This window comes from Thioclava sp. DLFJ5-1 (assembly GCF_002020115.1).
Taxonomy (GTDB): Bacteria; Pseudomonadota; Alphaproteobacteria; order Rhodobacterales; family Rhodobacteraceae; genus Thioclava; species Thioclava sediminum.
This window is the reverse complement of record NZ_MPZU01000001.1, coordinates 1029423-1047211: the sequence shown is the minus strand read 5'-3', so window position 1 is coordinate 1047211 and position 17789 is coordinate 1029423. Positions and strand designations below refer to the sequence as shown.

Sequence of the window (17789 nt, the reverse complement as noted above, 5' to 3'; positions counted from 1 at the left end):
AGACCCAACCTCCCGGAGGCCCCATGCGCTGGCTCTTTCGCGCTCTCGCTCTCGTCGTTCTGATCGCCCTGAGCCTCGGGGGGGCGCTCCTGCTGATCCCGTCGAAGAAGATCGCCCAGATCGCGGAGGCACGGTTCGAGGCCGCAACCGGGCGCAAGATGACGCTGAGCGGGTCGGTCCATGCAACGATCTGGCCGCAGCTTGGCGTGCGCACGGGGCCGGTCGAGATCGCGAATGCGGATTGGTCCAAGGACGGGCCGATGCTCTCGGCCAAGGGGCTCCAGATCGGTGTCGACCCGGGCGCGCTGATTGGCGGCGAGATCCGTGTCTCGAAGGTCGACGTGCTCTCGCCGAACATCCTGCTTGAGCGGCGCAAGGACGGGACCGGGAACTGGGGGTTTACGCCACCGGCCGCGGCCACCAGCACTCAGACCGCGCGCCCGAGCCCGGGCGAGGGCGGCGGGATAACGGCTTTCAGCCTCGACAAGGGTTTGATCAGCGACGGATCGGTGCGGTGGATCGATCATGCAAGCGGCCAGCGCCTTGCACTCACCCACCTCGATGCGAGCCTCGCGCTTCCGTCCTTCGACGGTCCGGCGAGCCTGGGCCTGACGGGGCAGGTCAATGGTAAGGCGCTGAAGGTAAATGGCACGCTCGGAAGTTTCGCGTCCTTCCTTGCGGGCGATCCGGCCCCCACCGATCTTGCGCTGACCCTCGACGCGTCGTCGATCGGCTTCAAAGGCACGTTCGGGACGGCTCCCTTGGCGGCGAAAGGGGCGCTCACCGCAAGCGTCAAGGATCCAACCGCGCTGGCGGCGATCTTCGGACAGACCGCGCTAGATCTGCCGAAGGGGCTGGGGCGTGACACGATTACCGCGAAGGGCGATGTGACACTGGGCGCGGATGGCGCCGTGCAGCTGCGCGGCGCCAAGCTCACGCTCGACGGCAATGCGCTGAGCGTGGCGGGCGACCTGTCCTTCGCGAAAGGCAAGCCGCGGATCGATGCCCAGATCGATGCGGGCGCGCTTGATCTCTCGGCGCTGACCGGGGCGTCGGGCAAGGCTGGCGCAGGCGGGTCCTCCTCCGGCTCAGGCTCTCGCGCCAGTGGCTGGTCGACCACGCCCATCGACGCCTCGGGCCTCCGGGCGCTGGATGGCAAGATCGCGCTCAATGCGAGTTCCATCGATTTCGGCACTGCCAAGCTGGGCCCGACCAAAGCGCAGATCACGATCGACAACGGCCGGGCGGTTGCGGATCTGCGTCAGGTCTCGGCCTATGGCGGCAGCGTCACCGGGCAAGTGGTGGCCAATGCGCGCAACGGGTTCTCGGCCTCCGCCGATCTGGTGGCAAAGGGCGTCTCGATGCAGCCGCTTCTGAGCGATCTGGCCGATTACAGGCGTCTCGATGCGAAGGCGGATCTGGCGGTGAAGCTTCTGGCCTCGGGCAACAGCGAGGCCGCGCTTGCGCGCTCGCTTTCGGGCTCGGGCGATGTCGCCTTCGGCAAGGGGGCGCTGGAGGGGCTCGATCTGGTGGGGATGCTGCGCACGCTCGATCTGAACTACGTGGGAGAGGGGGCGAAGACGATTTTCGATCAGATCACCGCGAGTTTCACCATCGCCAACGGGGTGCTGTCGAATGACGACCTCGCACTGAAAGCGCCGCTTCTGAGTGCTGCGGGCAAGGGTCGGGTGGATGTCGGGGCGCAGAGCCTCGATTACACGGTGACGCCGACCGCGCTCAGCAAGGCCGATGGCACGGGTGGGGTGAAGGTGCCGCTCTCGATCACGGGTCCCTGGGCGAAGCCGAAATTCGGCCTCGATATGAAGGCGCTCTCGGGCGACAAGGTCGATGCCGCGAAGCAAGACCTGAAGGCGAAAGCGGAGGCCGAGATTGCCAAGAAGCTCGGGATCGCGCCGCAGGAGGGCCAGAGCACCGAGGATGCCGCGAAGCAGAAGCTCAAGGAGGAGGCCGCGAAAGGTCTGCTGAAGCTCTTCAAGTAGGCGGGCTTCTATGTTCGTGGCAGTGCTTCGTTCATGACAAGGGGCCTCGAGAGGTTCACCCCGCATGTCTGCTGGATGAGATCGTCTCATCCAGACCGTCGATCGCTCGCAGTTTCGGCAGGGGGGGCTGGAGCGATTTGCTTTGAGAAATGCGCAAAGTGCCTCCACGCCCCCCTTATCGTCCGCTATCCGAGCCGCATCCCCGACAGGTTTGACCTCTCCGGATTTGGCGCGCTTGACGCATTCCCCTAGCCCGGACTACCGTCTCACCATGAACACGCAAGCCACCACGTTGGAGATTACCTGCTCGATATCGTGAGCTGCGCCCGTAACCGGGTGCCTATCGGTGTCGAGATTTCAATCAGGTCATTTTCAAGCGATGGTGGTCGCCATGACGCAGAAGCGCGTTCAAGTTCTCTATAAGAAACCCCTCTCAGCAAGCCTGGCCCGGTCAACGGCCACGAGCAAAACAAATACCGCTTTCGTAAAGCGGTGGGGTCGCATGTTCCCGAGCGACGAGCCTCGAGATGATTGCGGTGACATTTTCGACGATCCGTCGAAAGAGTGGCGTGAACGAAATAAGCGTAAAAATCAGCGGATTTATCGCGCTGTCGAGCGACTTGTCGATCAGAAATTCAGGAGCACTTTCGAGGTCGACAAGAATATCAGCGACACGTCCGTCAAACGGATGCATCACCTTTATACGCATGGCGCTAGACTTGCGGGGCCGGAAGCCGCGGAGTCCGTTTATGATCTCGCGGCGGTCTTGCATGCGCAGGCGCCTTGGCTTGCAGAGGTGTCGACCTCGATCATGAACCAGGGGCTCGCGCATATTGCGGCTGGAGGCGTCGGGTTGCGCTTCGACCCGATGATCCTTGTCGGCCCGCCCGGCTGCGGGAAGACGCATTTCGCACGTCTTGTTGCTGAATTTGCACGCGCGCCGCGCGCGATCATCGATGTCGGAGCCGGAGGGGCCGGGTTCCGGATCTCCGGCATTGAGTATGGCTGGGCCACGGCGAGTTCTGGAGTCCCGGTCGAGTTGATCGCGGAAACCGCGGTTGCGAACCCGGTGATCGTTGTCGACGAGGTCTGCAAGGCGGGCGGCGCCATGCATTCTGCAGACAGGTCGGCAACGTCTCTGACAACATCGTTGCTACAAGTGCTCGAGCGGTCGAGCGCAGAGCACTTCGTCTGCCCGTTCTTGCGCACGCGCTTCGACCTGAGCCATGTGAACTGGATCCTGACCGCTAATTACGAGCACCAGATTCCCGCGCCGCTTCTCGACCGGTGTCAGGTGTTTCGTGTCGATGTGAGCAAGCCTGAGCACCTCGTGGCGTTCTTCAACCGTGCGGCCGGAGACGATGCTGAGCCGGGAGAGCTGGAACGCGTGGGCGTATTCATTGAGGAGATGTGCGATGCCGGGCGTCCTCCGAGCCTGCGGCAGATCGGGCGCCTTGCGAAAACTCTGCGCGCAACCGGACGCGACATGTTGATGTGATTGCCGCCAATTTCATCGGAAAGCGAGGAGCGGAAAGAATGACGAAAGCTCTGATCGTGGCAGATCTTCACTTGGATATGTGGTCCGAAGCGGGTCGAGATGCCCTTGAGCGTCTCGATTTTAGCGACGTTGGGCTGATGATTGTCGCCGGGGATCTCACGAACAAGCCGAAGGTCAGATGGAAGCAGGCGTTCGAGAGGATCGGGCAGCACATCGATCTCGAGCGCGTGTATGTCGTGCCTGGCAACCACGACTATTATCATCACGCGTTGGACGGTGATGACCGGCTCGAGCAGATCGCGCGCGACGCTGGGGTAAACTTCGCGCAGAAGCGAGAGATCATCTTCGGGAGCAAGCGATATCTTTGCTGCACGCTCTGGACGGACTTCCAGGAGGGGCCTGGAACTCTCGAGAGCCGGGATCATGATGCCCGGGCGAAGATGAACGATTACCGCTACATTCGCGTGGCCTCAGCGGGCTACCGGAAAGCTCGGCCGGCTGATACGATCGCGAAACACCGCGAGCATCTCTCTTGGCTGCGCTCAAAGCTGGCGGAGGGTTTTGATGGGGAAACCGCGGTTGTCACCCATCACGCGCCGACCTTTGATGTTCTCCCAGGAGGACAGAAGCTCAGCTGGTGTTATGCGAGTGACCTGACGGATCTCATTCACGAATATCAGCCGGCCGAGTGGTATTTCGGGCATACGCATCACCGAACTGAGCTCCTTGTCGGGAAGACGCGGGTCGTGAATGTTTCGATCGGATATCCGATGCAGAACATGGGTGGCGCTTCCGAAGGTAAGAAGCGTCGGGTCCGAATGTGTCCGAAGGAGCGTCGAGTGTGAGTTCAGCTTTTTCGTGGGAAAGAATGGGGCTGGCGGTTTGATGCCTTTGCCGGTGAAACCTCGCTTCCAGTGATAACGCTGATGATTGTGTCGGCGAGATCTATGCGTCTAGACCGGCGAGCCGACCGTCACGGCGCCTAGCTGTGCTGAAAGGCGCGGGCCCCTCCCTTTTGCTCGGGCCTACGCAATCGCCACCCAGAGAACATGAAGGGCCATGTAGATCACGATCAAAGACCCGATCGTGTAGAAGGTCGCCCGGACTTCGTGGGTTTGGCGCGTGGCATAAGCCAAGAAATGCGCAAGCCGTGTGGCAACGAACCCATACATCAGAGCCTGCGCGAGCCAAAGTGCGGGGTCGACCATGACGAACAGGAAACCCGCGACCCAGAAGGCTGGAATGTTCTCCAGGTCGTTTCGATGCATGCGCCGAGACCGATCAACATAGTCGTTGATCTCAAGCTGGGCCGGGTCGGGCGCCTTATTGAGAAGGCCACTTTGAACGTCCTCCGGGCTCGCAAGCCCGGAGTTGGTTTTTTGCATCCGGTAGACCGTCATCCAGCCCTGGCCCATCACTTTGAGCACCATCAGAGCGGCTGCAATCACGTAAGTCGCAAAGACCGGATTTTCCAAGCTCAATAGGGCCATCGCATTCTCCATGGGCCGTTCATTCGGGGCGCGTCACGCCGACGGAACGGCGCCTCTTCAAGCTGTCAGATCGTCGAGCTTGGCATCTGGTGCATTGTTTTTCACCGATGTGATGCCATTCTCGCGGGCGGCTTCGCTGCTATAGGCTTCGCTGGTCCCGATAACCTGCCCGTTGGTGGCCTTGAGGTTGAACATCGGTTTGCCCGACGTTGTGGCCTTGCGCTCATAGCGCTCGTCCCGCGGCGCGTTCTTGCGCACGGATGCGATGCCCTGTTCGGCGCTTGCCTTTTGCTTATAACCCTCGCTGGCAAGGATGGTCTCACCGTTCCCGGCTTTCAGTCGAAAGCGGTATTCGCCCGCCTTGTCCTTATAGAGTTCGAATTTTCCAGCCACCTGTCTGTATCCTTTTGAAAACTGCTTACGGGATCAATGTGAAGCGAGCAGTCCTTCGTTGGCAATGCCTTTCGGATACCCCCAATCGCCCACACGGCCAGATTGCAGGGGCATTCGTTCGACGTTGAGCGCAATCAATGTGGCGATGCGCCATCGCTGTGATGCTGAAGCGTGAGCACCGAGGGAGTATGACATGGTCAAGAAAATTCTCATCGCAACCGACGGTTCGGACGCGTCAAATCGCGCGGTGGAGCTCGGAGCGGATATCGCCGCGCGCTTCAGCGTGCCGGTCGTGCTGCTCCATGTTCTGTTGCGCGATCACCTCTCGGAGGGGCTGCGGCACATGGCCGAAGTGAAATACGAACCCGCGGAGGGTGGTCGGACCCTCTTCGAAGCGGTTTCGGCGCTGCCCCATGCCCGCTTCCCCCTCGCGGAGCTCGTACCGAGGGACGCCCAGACCGAGGACGAGTTGCTGCGCGCCGTGGCAAAGCGCATCCTCGATGTCGCGGAACGCACGCTGCATGATCATGGCGTGGAGCGCGTGGAATGTCTGACCGCGGATGGCGATGCAGCCCGCCGGATCGTTGAAGCTGCCGAGGACTCCGGCGCAGACATGATCGTGATGGGCGCGCGGGGGCTATCGGACCTCAAGGCGCTGATTGTCGGAAGCGTTTCTCAAAAGGTCCAGCACCTGTCTCCCGTGACCGTCGTGAGCGTCCGTTGACCTCGAGACATGACTGAGCGGAGGCGGTGGCCCCGATGGGCGTCCGAGCAGAGCTATGATCGCTGGCGCAATCGTCAACTTCTGACTATGCGCTCTGGACCATGCCCATGGGCCGACATCAAAATCAGCCCATGGTTATCGTTCTGCGAGGTCGCAAAAGTTCAGTGGACCTTCTGATTTTGTGCCGTTCTGAACTTCGAAATCAGAAGGAGATATGCATCGAGGCTCTTACCTGTTGGCTATGTGCGGAGGCGAGGTCCGAGGTGAACTGATAGCCCAGCTCGAAGTCCATGTTCTGATCGACCGTTCCGCGCAGCGACAGCCCGAGGGTCAGGGCATCCTGCGATTGCGTGTCCCCGGCGAAGGAGTAATCCATCGTTCCGAGATCGGCGTAACCGAGCGTTTGCGTGAAGCCACCGTTGAAAGCATGCCGGTATTCCAGCTGCGCGCCGGGTGTCAGGGTGCCCCAGTCGCGACGCATGTCATATTCGGCCGTGATCCCGACGACGCTCGAAGCTGTCGTGTTTTCGAGCTTTCCGTAGTCTAGCGCCCAAACCGACGAGCCGGTTTCCGAGTAGCTGTCCAGCGACAGTTTCACCACGTCGAGGCGGCCATAGCTCGATGTGCTCCATTGTCCCAATTGCCCGAGCTGCGATAGGCCGAGTGAGCCGAAGAGCATATGGCCGCCGCGCTCGCCCGAAAGCATCACGCCGCCGTCGGTCGAGTAACGGTTTTCACGGAAGTCCAGCTTCCCATAACCGCCTGTCGCATCGAGGAAGAGATCGGGCTTCATCTGCCATGTGGCGTAGAGCGAAACGGTTTTCGCCCGCGAGCGCGACTTGCTGCCGTCCGGCCCGAAGGTCGTCCGGTTATACCCGAAGCCAAGCGCAGCCCCGGCGGCCATATCGCTGCCGAAGACCCGATCGACTCCGAGCGTGATCCCTTGCGTCGAGAGCTTGTTGGTGTAGCCCCCATCGACCTGATCCCTGCCGAAATCGAGCGTGCCTGTCGCCCAGATACGGTAGGGCAGATCAGAGCCGTTCTGAGCGGGCTGCAAAGCGCGGGAAACGAGATCGATGACTTGCTCCGGCTCCGAAGAACTCTCCGACTTGGTGGGTGTCGGATCGAGCAGGTAGTTCGTGCTCGGCGTGGTCGCCCCTTGGGCTGCCGAAGCCTCCGGCGCACCGCCTGTCCCCGCAAAGGCTTGGGATGTCGTTCCCCAACCGGTGCGGTTCCCGCCCGAGCGCAGCATGCCGTGAAGCGAGTCGAGACGCCGATGGGTGTTGTCGAGCTGGGTCTGTGCGAAACGATGCGACGTCGAGACCTGCGAGACGATCATGCTCCGCACGGTCGGATCGAGCTCAGGGGCAGGGCGACCGTTGACGGCCAGGGACTGTGCCGCCGAGCTTGCGGGCGCATTGGCGGCATCCCCGGAGTAATCCGCGGTGATCGAATGCGAACCCGTCGAGAGCGTGCGCGTGGTATAGCTCGCCGTCGATCCGGACAGGGCGACCGTCGCAATCGCGGAGCCACCCTCGCGGAAGATGATGTTGCCGGTCGGCGAGGCGCCGCTCGTCACACTCGCCGTCATCGTGACCGGAACGCCTTGCAGCGCGCTGCTCGACGAAAGGGTCAGCGATACGCTGGTCGCGGCTTTCGAGACGGTAAAGCCCGCGTAGCTTTGTTGATCGGTATTCCCCGCGCCATCTTTCACCTGCACCGTGAAATCATAGGATCCGGCCGTTGTCGGCGTTCCGCTCAGGACACCGCCACTGCTCAGGCTGATATTGGACGGAAGGGTGCCCGAGGCGATCGAGAACGTGTAAGGCGCGTTGCCGCTCGTGGCGGTGATCGTCTGATTGTAGGGCGTGCCGACCATTGCGCCGGGCAGGCTCGTGGTGGAGATCACCGGCGCGGCGGCCGTCACGTTGAACGCGTAGTTTTGCGTTCCGGTATAGGGCCCCGTACCGGTCGAGCTGTCAGTGGCCGTGATGGAAAAGTTGAAGCTTCCATAGCCCGTCGGAGTTCCCGAGAGCACACCGCCTGACGACAGGGTCATGCCGGCGGGCAAGGTGCCGGAAACGGAATAGGTGTAGGGGGCGGTGCCGCCACTCGCGGTGATCGTCTGGCTGTATGCCGTATTCTGCGCCGCATCGGGCAAGGTCGTCGGCGCCACGGAGATCGTCGGTTGGTTTACGGTCAGCGTGTAGGTTTTCGTGGCGCTCGCCGGTGATCCTGTGCCGGTGCTGCTATCGGTCGTCTTCACTGTGAAGGAAAAAGTGCCGCCCGCAGTCGGTGTACCCTTCAGGGTCCCGGAAGTCGTGAGGTTCACCCCCGCAGGCAGGGATCCCGATTGAACTGTAAACGTGTAGGGTGCGATGCCGCCACCGGCCTTGATCACCTGACTATAGGGGCTCCCCACAGTCGCATTGGTAAGAGAGGCTGGCGAGGTAATGCTTATTGTCGCTGAGGCGATCGTCAGCGTGAAGGACTCCGTCACCTTGAAGGGCCCGTTCCCGGTGCTGGAATCGGTGCCTGCGACAGTTAACTGGAAAGTGCCGCTGACCGTGGGCGTACCGGAAATCGTGATGGATGTGCTGTTGAAGGCTGTGACGCTAAGACCAGCGGGGATGCCGAGGATCGAATAGCCGATATAGGGGGCCGTGCCACCGGAGAAGGTGAAGGTCTGGCTGTAGCTCTGTCCGACGGTTGCGCTGAACGACCCGCTGGCGGCGATGCTCAGGGTGGGATTGCTCACGGTGATCGAGGCGGTCGCCGCGTTCGAAGTTCCGGTGGAATTGGTGCCGGTATAGGAAAAGCTGTCCGCCCCGGCATAGCCGGCGGTGGGCGTGTAGGTGATCGAGGTCCCGCTGACGCTGGTCGTCCCGTGAGAGGGTTGCGAGGTCACCGCAACCGATGTCGGGGTGCCGCCGCCTGAAAAATCGAGCGGAATGCTGTTTGCGCTGCTGCCATAGGTAACCGTCTTCGAGACCGCGCCGGCCACCGGGGCTGCAGGCCCCGAGCCGGTGTAGGACACGGTGATGATGCCGCCGCTATAGGTCGCCGATTCGAGCCCATCGACCGTGACGATCGGAATGATTTCCAAATTCGACGTGTCGCTCGACGTCGTCACATAGCGCGCCGTGCAGGTAACGGTCGCGTTCGTCTGGTTCGTGCCTGGCGGGCAAATGGTCTGAACCGAGCCGGCGGGGAACGCCTGAAAGGTGATCGACGCGGAATTGTAGGCCCGCGAGTCGGTGTTGAAGGTGACGCTCAGATCAATGGTCTGGCCTGCGCCGGAGAAGGTCGTGGGAGATGCGGTCGGCGTGCCCACGAAGGTGACGGCGGCGGCGGCCTGCCCGAAGAAGATCAACGCCGTTGCGATCCCGAGGGCACGCAGCGCTGTGCGCATTTTTTGGTCCAAGCGGCTGGCTGGATTGTTGCTCTGAGTGGATTTGGCGATTGCCGTAGCGGCAGGTTCACGACATGCGACAAGACGCGCGAACAGGCGCGCAAGCTTGTTGAAAGCTTCCATTTGAAATTGTCCCCGTTTGGCCCCCACAGGCCTGAATTTATTGATTTTCGGCGCGTTGACGTAACGTGCGTCTCATCCCTGTTTTCAATCAGGTGGATAAGTTCGTGGCTGTCAAATCACTAACGTGATTATCACCGATACGTGAGTCGGGCATTTCTCGCCAAGGCGGTATCTTCCCGGTCGGATCGCAGGGTTTGGCTGCGGTTAGCCCGGACGGCCCGATACCCTTTTTCTCGGTGACACAACGCGCTTCAGTCGCTGGCCTGTTCATGCTCGCGGAAGATCGTGAAAACGCCGCTCGCGATGATGATCGCCGCGCCCACGATCGTCATCGCATCGGGGCTCTCACGCCAGATGAGCCAGCCGAAGAGCGTCGCCCAGAGCAAACCGGTGTAGTCCAGAGGCGCCACGACGACCGCTGGCGCGAAACGGAAGGCCTGCGTGATCATCGTCATCCCGGCGGTGCCGAATATCGCGAGCCCCGCGAAAAGCCAGAGATCCTCGGACCGCACCGGCACCCAGACGAATGGCACGATCAGCGCACTCAGCAGCGCGCCTGCGCCCGTCAGGTAGACAAGCAAAGTCCACACGCTCTCGCGGCTGTCCACCCAACGGGCGCTGAGCATCAGCAGGGCATAGACAAGTGCCGTCGCGACTGGCAGCAGTGACACCAGCTGAAACGTCGCGCCGCCCGGGCGGATGATCACGAGAACCCCGAGAAACCCGACCAGCACGGCGAGCCAGCGCCGCCAACCGACCTCTTCCCCGAGGAAAGCGGCTGAAATCACGGTGATGAAGAAGGGGGCGACGAAGATGAGCGCGGTCGCCTCTGCCAGACCGAGATGGATGAAGCTGGTGAAGAACATCATTGCGGCCCCAACCCAGAGCGCACCGCGCAGCAAATGCGCAAGCGGCCGGTGCGACCGCAAGGCTTTGGGGCCACCGAAGAGCAGCGCGATCACGATGGTGGCCGGCAGGGCGATCACGTTGCGCAGGAATAGGATCTGCAGGGGGGAATAGCCGGCGGTCAGTGCTTTCGCGAAGGCGTCATTGGCGCTCAGACAGGCCACGCCCACGCACATCAGGAAGATGCCTTGCGTGTAAGGTCTCGGCGCGTTGGAAATCGCAGAGCTCATCGTTACCTCCCTGATTGGACCAGCCCTACGAGGAGGGTTCAAACGAGCCAGACCTACACTGTCGGAGGGAGCGCGGAAAGCGCGACATGGTTCTTTGGAGTTCACCTGCGGGACTAGTCGCCCCTTTCTCAGAGCTTCAGCTTGTATCCGACATGGGTCGGTTCAAATCCCAAACGGTCGTAGAAACGATGCGCGTCCGGACGGGCCTTGTCCGTGGTGAGCTGGATCAACGAACACCCGCGCGCCCGGCATTCGCCGATCGCCCAGGCAAACATCGCTTCCCCAAGCTTGCCGCCCCGGTGATCGCGCGAGATCCGCACCGCCTCGACCTGTCCGCGCCAGGCGCCCTGTCTGGCGAGGCCGGGCAGGAAGCTGAGCTGCAATGTTCCGACGACCGCTCCCTTGCGCTCGGCAACGACCAGCAGCTGGTTAGGGTCGCTTTCGATTGCGGAAAAGGCCGCGTGGTAGGCCTCTGGCAGCGGGTCGCGCAGATCCTCGCGCGTGGCCCCCAGCGGATCGTCGGCCAGCATTTCGACGATCTCGAACAGATCGGTCTCGCGGGCCGGGCGGATGGTCAGCGGTGTATCGATCATGGTCTTGTCCTCCTTCAAGCGCGGCAGATCCGAGTGCGACCGTCCCCACCCGAACCCCGTCACACCTGTCCGGCCACCGTGACGGTCGCGCCGAGGTACCCGATCGAGGCGGCCAGTGCGGCCACCCAGCGCAGATGGTTCCAGCGGGTCCAGTCGCGCGTGTAGCTGGCCCAATAGGCACATGCGTCGGGGCTTCGGTGCTCCATGCGGTCAAGACGCTGATTCATCGGCACGTTCTTGCGGGCGGTGACCGCCACGACGCCGAGGATGTAGAACCCGGCGGCCGCGGCGAGCCAGAGCGCCACGTCAGGTCCCGCACGGTATATCCCGACGACCGCGAGCAGGATCGAGACGAAGGCCAGCCCGAGCAGGAGCGTGGCGAATAGCGACCGATAGACCTCACGGTTTATCATCTGCATCGCTTCGATCCCGGCTGCGGGCTCGGCGCGTCCAAGCGCGCGCATCACGAAATCGGAGAAGGAGAGAAACACACCTGCGACGAGGCCCGTGGCAAGCGTTGCGGCGACGAGGCTGATTTCGAAGAGTTGTTGTATCATCTGGGTGTCTCCTTTTGGAACGTTCAGCTGGGAGTGCCGGCGGCGCTTTGAAGGTGGCAGCGAGCGATGAAAATCAGCCTTTTGGATGCCCTGCACGGCAGACTTTCCCGGTCATATCGATCACGCCCGGAAGGGCCCCACCGCCGCGGCAGGTTCAGCGCGCGGGCTGCGCCGTGGAGAGTCCGGGCGCCCGCTGCCAAAGGCGGCGGCGGAACGCGGCGAGGCAGAGCGCGGCGAGGATCAGTTCCACGACGAGGGCACCGATCACGTTGCCCGAGGGCATCCCGTCGGCGATCAGTCCGACCAGCCGTCCGACCGGAAAGGCGATGAAGACCGTCAGGGCCGCAGCCATGGATACGGGCAGGGCTGCCTGCCCCCAGATGCCGAGGAGCATCAGAAGACCGAACCCCGCGAGCCCGGCGCCGGGGGCGCGCAGTTCGCTCAGCAGATTGGCGTCGTCGCCCAACGTGATGCCGTAGCTGGCGTAGAAGGCGTGCGGCACGAACAGGATGGAAGCCCCGATGGTGAGCGCGGTGAAGCCGGAGAGACCGAGCGCGATCTTCTCGAACAGGGTGGGTCTCATGTCATGGTCCTTTCGTGGGACGGTATCAGGCGGCGCTTGTCCAGGCGCCGGTTCGGGCGGCGGCCCGGGCGAAATGCGCAAAGTCGCGGGGCGCACGGCCGAGCGCGCGCATCACGCCGTCCGCGGTGTGGGCGTTGCGCCCGTCCAGCGTTTCGCGCGCGATGGCCGTGAAGACGTCGGCGACGAAGTCGCCGCCAGCCTGCGCGACGGCCTCGTGGAACGCCTCGAAGCTGATCGGGATGTGCCGGATCTCGCGCCCGGTGGCCCGCGAGAGCTCGGTCGCTATGTCGGCAAATGTCATCAGCCGCGGTCCCGTCACCTCGTAGAGTTCGCCCTTATGGCCGTCTTCGGTCAGCGCGGCGACGACGACCTCGGCAATGTCGTCGATGTCGATGATGGGCTCGGCGACATTGCCGCCGGGCATCGGAAGGATACCGGCAAGGACCGGATCGCGAAGGTAGCCCTCGGAGAAGTTCTGCGCGAACCAGGCGGCCCGGACGATCGTGAAGTCGATGCCGGACTTGCGCACCACCTCTTCGCCCAGCCGGGCGTGGTGTTCGCCGCGACCGGAGAGCAGCACGACGTGTTCGACGCCAACGTCGCGGGCCGTCTCGCAGAGGGACTCCAGCTTTTCCACCGCTCCTGGGAAAGCAAGGTCAGGAAAGTAGGTAACGTAGGCTGCCCGGGCCCCGCGCAGGGCTGGCGCCCAGGTCTCCGGCGCGTCCCAATCGAAGGGCGTTGCAGAACTGCGCGAGCCGCGGCGCACGGCAAGGCCCCGCGCCTCGAGGCGGTTGGCGACGCGGCGGCCGGTCTTTCCGGTGGCGCCGATGACGAGAATCTCTCGGTCTTGCATGGGCTGTCTCCCTGGCTTCGGTTTCGATAACCAAGGGATAAGCGCAGGGAGGCAGCGCGGTATTGACCGGTGAGGCCAGCCTTTTGACCGCCGTCGCCAACGCGCCAGTCAGCGGTGGGTCATATCCTTGCGGTAGCTCGCCGGCGTTGTGCCGACCCAGCGCTTGAACGCGCGGGTAAAGGCGCTCTGCTCGGAGAAGCCGGTGAGGAACGCGATCTCGGCCAGGGAATGGCTCTCGTCGCCCAAGAGCCCCTCGGCGAGGTCGCGGCGGGTTTCCTCGGTGAGCCTTTGAAAGTTCACCCCGTGCTCGGAGAGGCGCCGGTGAAAGGACCGCGCACTCAGCCCGAGACTGCCAGCGATCTCGGACATTTTGGGTGCGCCCTCGCTGAGGGCTTGCGCGATTGCGGTTTTCGCCTGCGAGACGAGCGCGGGCTCCTGCGTGATCTCGGCCATTTCCGCGTCGAGATGCTTCGTTAGATATCTCGAAATCCCCTCGTCCCCGAGAATGTTGGGGCGGGCCAGCGTCTCGTTGTCATAGAGGATCGCGTCGAGATCGGCCCCGAAGCGCACCGGACAGCCGAACCAATCTTCGTGGGCGGTAATCGAGCGTGGGGCGGGATGCCGGACCCGCACTTCCACGGGCGCGAGGGACACTGGAGAAACCTGCCTTGCGATGGACACGGCGCTCGCAAGGGTCGCCTCGTTCGACAACCGCATCCCGAGGCGTCGTTCGCCTTCACGGTGCAGGATGAAGAGCGTGCCCCCCGCCTCCGGCCGCAGCTCGTATTCGACGACGCTGGTCCAGAGACGCGCATAGCGTTCGACCCGCGCGTAGGACGCCCCGAGCGTCGTGGCCGCCTTGAAGGCCAGTCCAAGCGCACCGTATTCATCAAGCCGCATCGAGGCGCCCGTGCGCAGCGGAAGATCGGTGACGTCGATCTGTTCGGCGATTTTCTCGAGCATGTCGTAGTAACGCTCGGCGGAAACCATCCGCCCGGCGTTCCAGGGATCGTCAGGAGTAATCCCGACGCTGGCCAGCATCGCGGCAGCATCAACCCCACCGCCCGCTGCGGCGACGACCTTGCGTGCGAAGAGAGACGTCACATACCCCATGCCCCGTATCCTACGGTGCGCGTGGTGAGCCGCCAAGCTCACGTTGGCCCCGAGCGCGCGGCGGGCAGGGTGGCCTCTTTTCGCCGGCCCTTCCATCCAACATGAGAGTGCGGAAGAAAGATCCCGGCCCAATCCGGACCTTCGTTGCTGAAGTTGATGTCGCGACGCGGCTTCGCCTGAGCCCAAATTCTCGCCTCCGGTTTTGAAGCTCGAATTTTGGATCGAATTCATGCAGCGCAAGACGCCCCACCTTGGAGAGACGTGAGCGTCTTATATCGCTACATCGAGCCGCAGCTGGTCGATATCCTTCTTGGGCGGATTTCCGAACAGCCGGGAGTATTCCCGGCTGAACTGGGACGGGCTTTCATAGCCAACCTGGAAGGCCGCGTTGGCCGCATCGAGATGGTCGTTGAGCATCAATTGGCGCGCCTCGTTCAGACGGAGCCATTTCTGGTATTTGAGCGGGCTCATCGTGGTGAGCTCGCGGAAATGCTGGTGAAAGGTCGAACTGCTCATCTGCGCGCGGGCCGCGAGGTCGTCCACCCGGAGGGGTTCGGCATAGTTGAGCTTCATCCAGTTGAGCAGGGCGAGAATGCGTTGGTTCGGGCTACCGGCGGCGACGAAGGACCACAAACGGTCTCCCTGATCGCTGCGCAGGAGCCGGTAGTGGATTTCCTGCCGGATCAGTGGCGCAAGAACAGGGAGGGCCTCGGGCTCGTCGAGAAGCGCCACGAGCCGCTCGAGCGGGGCGAGAAGGTCAGAGGTCATGGTGCCCACCGCGACACTGCTGCGCTCCTTTGCGTGAGAGGGCGGTGGCGTAACGTTGCGCGCGACCATCTCGGCCAGCATCCGCTGATCGAGCTTCAGGACCAGCCCTAGGCAGGGCCGTTCTTCGCTCGCCTCGATGATCTGCGTCTGCCCGGGGATTTCCAGAGAGGTGATCAGAAAACCGGACGGGTCGTATCGATGCGGCGCGCCGCCCACGAACATCTGCTTGGCCCCTTGCGCCACGACCAGAAGCGCGGGTTCGACCAGGCAGACATCCGGCTCGGTCGGGCGCGTGCGCCGGAAGAAGCTCAGATCGGGGAGAGGGGTCGAGACATCTTCCGAACCCTCGGCCCATTTCGCGATCATCGCGGCGAGGGCGTCGTGCGAATGTCCATATCGGATGGTCTGCTCATTCATCGGCATCATGCCCCGTCTGCAGGTCGGAGCCGCCCTCAGGCGGCTCCGAATATTTTATCACAGGTTCTCGGTGAAGAAGCTGGTGAATTTGTCGAAGGGGATCTTGTCGACCTGATCGTAGAGATCGGTGTGGTTCGCATCTTCGACGATGAACAACTCCTTCGGTTCGGCCGCAGCGGCGTAAGCCGTCTCGCTGAAATAGAGCGAATGCGCCTTGTCGCCGTGAACGAACAGGCTCGGACGCGGCGAAATCTCGTCGATATAGGTCAGGAGCGGCATGTTCATGAACGACAGCGGCGTCGTCAGCGTCCAGGATGCGTTCGAGTTGACCGACCGGGGGTGGAAGCCGCGCTCTTCGGACTTGTAGTAGCCGGCGTATTCCACGACGAATTGCGGCTCGCCGCCCTGAAGTTCGAGCGAGACCGGGCCATAGGCCGGAGCGCCGTTTTCCGCGTCGACCCAGCGCTGCTGACCGAGCGCCTCGAGAGTTTCCGCGCGCTGCTCGGGCGTGTTGCTGTCGAAGTAGCCTTTGGCCATCATGCGGCTGATGTCATACATCGTGGTGACCGCCACGGCCTTGACCCGCTTGTCCACCGCGGCTGCGTTCAGGCCCATACCGCCGAAGCCGCAAATGCCGAGGATGCCGATGCGCTCGCGATCGACCGACCCCAGCAGGCCGAGATAGTCGACCGCGGCGCTGAAATCCTCGGTGTTGATGTCGGGCGAGGCGACATTGCGCGGGCTGCCGCCGCTTTCCCCGGTGAAGGACGGGTCGAATGCCAGGGTCACGAAGCCACGCTCGGCGAGCGTCTGCGCGTGGAAGCCGGAGGATTGCTCTTTCACAGCGCCGAACGGGCCGCTGATCGCGATTGCGGCGAAGGGGCCGTCGCCCTTGGGAGCGTAGAGATCGCCCGCCAGCGTGATGCCGTAGCGGTTGGTGAAGGTGACCTTGCTGTGGTCGACCTTGTCGCTTTTCGGGAAGGTTTTGTCCCAGTCTTGCGTGAGTTCCATCATGTGTCCTTTCGAGATCGACGCGCCAATCTGCTTAGCGGCGTTGCACTCGAAATAAGTCCCGAAGGCCGGAGACAGGTATATCATTCCGGGGGTATTCTTGCCTGATCCTCCGAAAGCGCATTTTCTTTCGCTTCTCTGGTTGGGAGGTGTCGTTTCAGGATGCCGATCCCATCGGAACGGCGTTGTCGCGCTTTCTGCCCAAGGCATTCTCGACCCGAAAACTCCCGCTGCGGATGGTCCAGAGTCCTCAGGCAAAGCACGGGTTTCATCGGTCTCAGCTTGTTTCCCGAATTTACAAATCGAAGTTTTCAAGAAACTGCCCTAAATACGCCAAAAGCATCGGCGAAGAGTTGCAAGATGTGGTCAGGAGGCGAGACATGGATAATCTGCGTAAGATCGAGGACCTATTGCAACGTCTGAACCGGGTCTGCGATTGGACATTCGCGTTGGGCCTGCATGTTCGCTTTGCTAGTCCGACCCTTAGCTATCTCACCTACCCAAAAGAGTGGGTCGATTACTACACTGAAAAAGAGCTCGTTTTTGTGGATCCGACCGTCCGCTGGGCGATCTCCAATCAGGGCATTTGTGACTGGGAAGATCTCGCCGACGGTGACCAGAGTGACGTGTTCGGCGCCGCCGCGCGTTTCGGATTGCGCTTCGGAAAAGTCATTGCGCTTGGGGAGCTGGACCGCTCGCTCGGTTTCTTTGCCCATCCGTCTCGTCCAATCACGCAGGAGGAGATCGAGCAGGCTCAAACATTGATGCAGGAGCTTCACGATGTGACCCGCGATGCGCTGGACATGTCCGAGGAGGAGCTTGAGGAATTGCGCCAAATTGCCGTCCCAGCGTAACTGGTCGTTTGAAGACCGGGCGCAATACTATCGGGGCGCGTCGCCCGTCTCGAGGCCGGCGCGGCGATCGTTCTCGTCTCGGTCTGGGTCGGGCAGCGTGCGAACCGTCTGCGCGTTGGCAATAGCTTCCGTGCCCGACGTCTCGTCGGCTTTCGCCCATGCATATGGGCTGACGATCCTCGCAGAGACTGCGTTCTCCCTCAGGTTGCTGTTCCGGTGGAGGTGAGGCTGACGGCGCACAAGTGCTGGCAGGGAGAAAGATCC

General features: G+C 62.5%; 16 protein-coding genes. 5 read left to right on the top strand and 11 right to left on the bottom strand.

Annotated features, from left to right (window positions below; all coding sequences use genetic code 11):
- Positions 1–23: 23 nt before the first annotated feature.
- The 3 genes from BMI86_RS05000 (at position 24) to BMI86_RS04990 (ending at position 4343) form a co-directional block, all read left to right on the top strand.
- On the top strand, positions 24–2000 hold the full coding sequence (locus tag BMI86_RS05000; protein WP_078540015.1) for an AsmA family protein: 1977 nt from the start codon (positions 24–26) through the stop codon (positions 1998–2000).
- A gap of 502 nt (positions 2001–2502) precedes the next feature.
- Positions 2503–3498: an AAA family ATPase gene (locus tag BMI86_RS04995; protein ID WP_168173786.1), complete on the top strand. Its 996-nt coding sequence runs from the start codon at positions 2503–2505 to the stop codon at positions 3496–3498.
- A gap of 38 nt (positions 3499–3536) precedes the next feature.
- On the top strand, positions 3537–4343 hold the full coding sequence (locus BMI86_RS04990) for a metallophosphoesterase (protein ID WP_078540013.1): 807 nt from the start codon (positions 3537–3539) through the stop codon (positions 4341–4343).
- A gap of 180 nt (positions 4344–4523) precedes the next feature.
- On the opposite strand, the gene BMI86_RS04985 is transcribed toward BMI86_RS04990, so the two are convergent.
- Positions 4524–4988: an MAPEG family protein gene (locus tag BMI86_RS04985; protein ID WP_078540431.1), complete on the bottom strand. Its 465-nt coding sequence runs from the start codon at positions 4986–4988 to the stop codon at positions 4524–4526.
- Between the two features lie 57 nt (positions 4989–5045).
- Positions 5046–5381 (bottom strand): YegP family protein, encoded by a 336-nt coding sequence (locus BMI86_RS04980; protein ID WP_078540012.1) that lies wholly within the window; start codon positions 5379–5381, stop codon positions 5046–5048.
- Positions 5382–5574: 193 nt separating this feature from the next.
- On the opposite strand from BMI86_RS04980, the gene BMI86_RS04975 reads away from it, so the two are divergent.
- Positions 5575–6105, top strand: a complete 531-nt coding sequence (locus BMI86_RS04975) for a universal stress protein (protein WP_078540011.1) — start codon at positions 5575–5577, stop codon at positions 6103–6105.
- A gap of 202 nt (positions 6106–6307) precedes the next feature.
- Here BMI86_RS04975 and BMI86_RS04970 read toward each other — a convergent pair whose 3' ends face one another.
- The 9 genes from BMI86_RS04970 to BMI86_RS04930 form a co-directional block, all read right to left on the bottom strand.
- A complete protein-coding gene (locus BMI86_RS04970; RefSeq protein WP_168173785.1) occupies positions 6308–9517 on the bottom strand; it encodes an autotransporter domain-containing protein in 3210 nt (1069 codons plus the stop codon).
- A 374-nt stretch (positions 9518–9891) separates the two neighbouring features.
- Positions 9892–10776, bottom strand: a complete 885-nt coding sequence (locus tag BMI86_RS04965) for a DMT family transporter (RefSeq protein WP_078540009.1) — start codon at positions 10774–10776, stop codon at positions 9892–9894.
- Positions 10777–10904: 128 nt separating this feature from the next.
- Positions 10905–11387 (bottom strand): GNAT family N-acetyltransferase, encoded by a 483-nt coding sequence (locus tag BMI86_RS04960; RefSeq protein ID WP_246831625.1) that lies wholly within the window; start codon positions 11385–11387, stop codon positions 10905–10907.
- Positions 11388–11428: 41 nt separating this feature from the next.
- Positions 11429–11926: an anthrone oxygenase family protein gene (locus tag BMI86_RS04955; RefSeq protein WP_078540007.1), complete on the bottom strand. Its 498-nt coding sequence runs from the start codon at positions 11924–11926 to the stop codon at positions 11429–11431.
- A gap of 154 nt (positions 11927–12080) precedes the next feature.
- Positions 12081–12509: a DUF4345 domain-containing protein gene (locus BMI86_RS04950; protein WP_078540006.1), complete on the bottom strand. Its 429-nt coding sequence runs from the start codon at positions 12507–12509 to the stop codon at positions 12081–12083.
- A 25-nt stretch (positions 12510–12534) separates the two neighbouring features.
- Positions 12535–13362, bottom strand: coding sequence for an NAD(P)H-binding protein (locus tag BMI86_RS04945; RefSeq protein WP_078540005.1), 828 nt, complete (start codon positions 13360–13362; stop codon positions 12535–12537).
- Positions 13363–13470: 108 nt separating this feature from the next.
- Positions 13471–14475, bottom strand: a complete 1005-nt coding sequence (locus BMI86_RS04940) for an AraC family transcriptional regulator (RefSeq protein ID WP_078540004.1) — start codon at positions 14473–14475, stop codon at positions 13471–13473.
- A 270-nt stretch (positions 14476–14745) separates the two neighbouring features.
- On the bottom strand, positions 14746–15660 hold the full coding sequence (locus BMI86_RS04935) for an AraC family transcriptional regulator (RefSeq protein WP_143594726.1): 915 nt from the start codon (positions 15658–15660) through the stop codon (positions 14746–14748).
- Between the two features lie 57 nt (positions 15661–15717).
- Positions 15718–16671 (bottom strand): alpha/beta hydrolase, encoded by a 954-nt coding sequence (locus BMI86_RS04930; RefSeq protein ID WP_210402690.1) that lies wholly within the window; start codon positions 16669–16671, stop codon positions 15718–15720.
- 380 nt (positions 16672–17051) lie between these two features.
- On the opposite strand from BMI86_RS04930, the gene BMI86_RS04925 reads away from it, so the two are divergent.
- The gene (locus BMI86_RS04925) at positions 17052–17525 is read left to right on the top strand and encodes an autoinducer binding domain-containing protein (RefSeq protein WP_168173784.1); all 474 of its coding nucleotides are present in this window, start codon (positions 17052–17054) and stop codon (positions 17523–17525) included.
- Positions 17526–17789 lie beyond the last annotated feature (264 nt).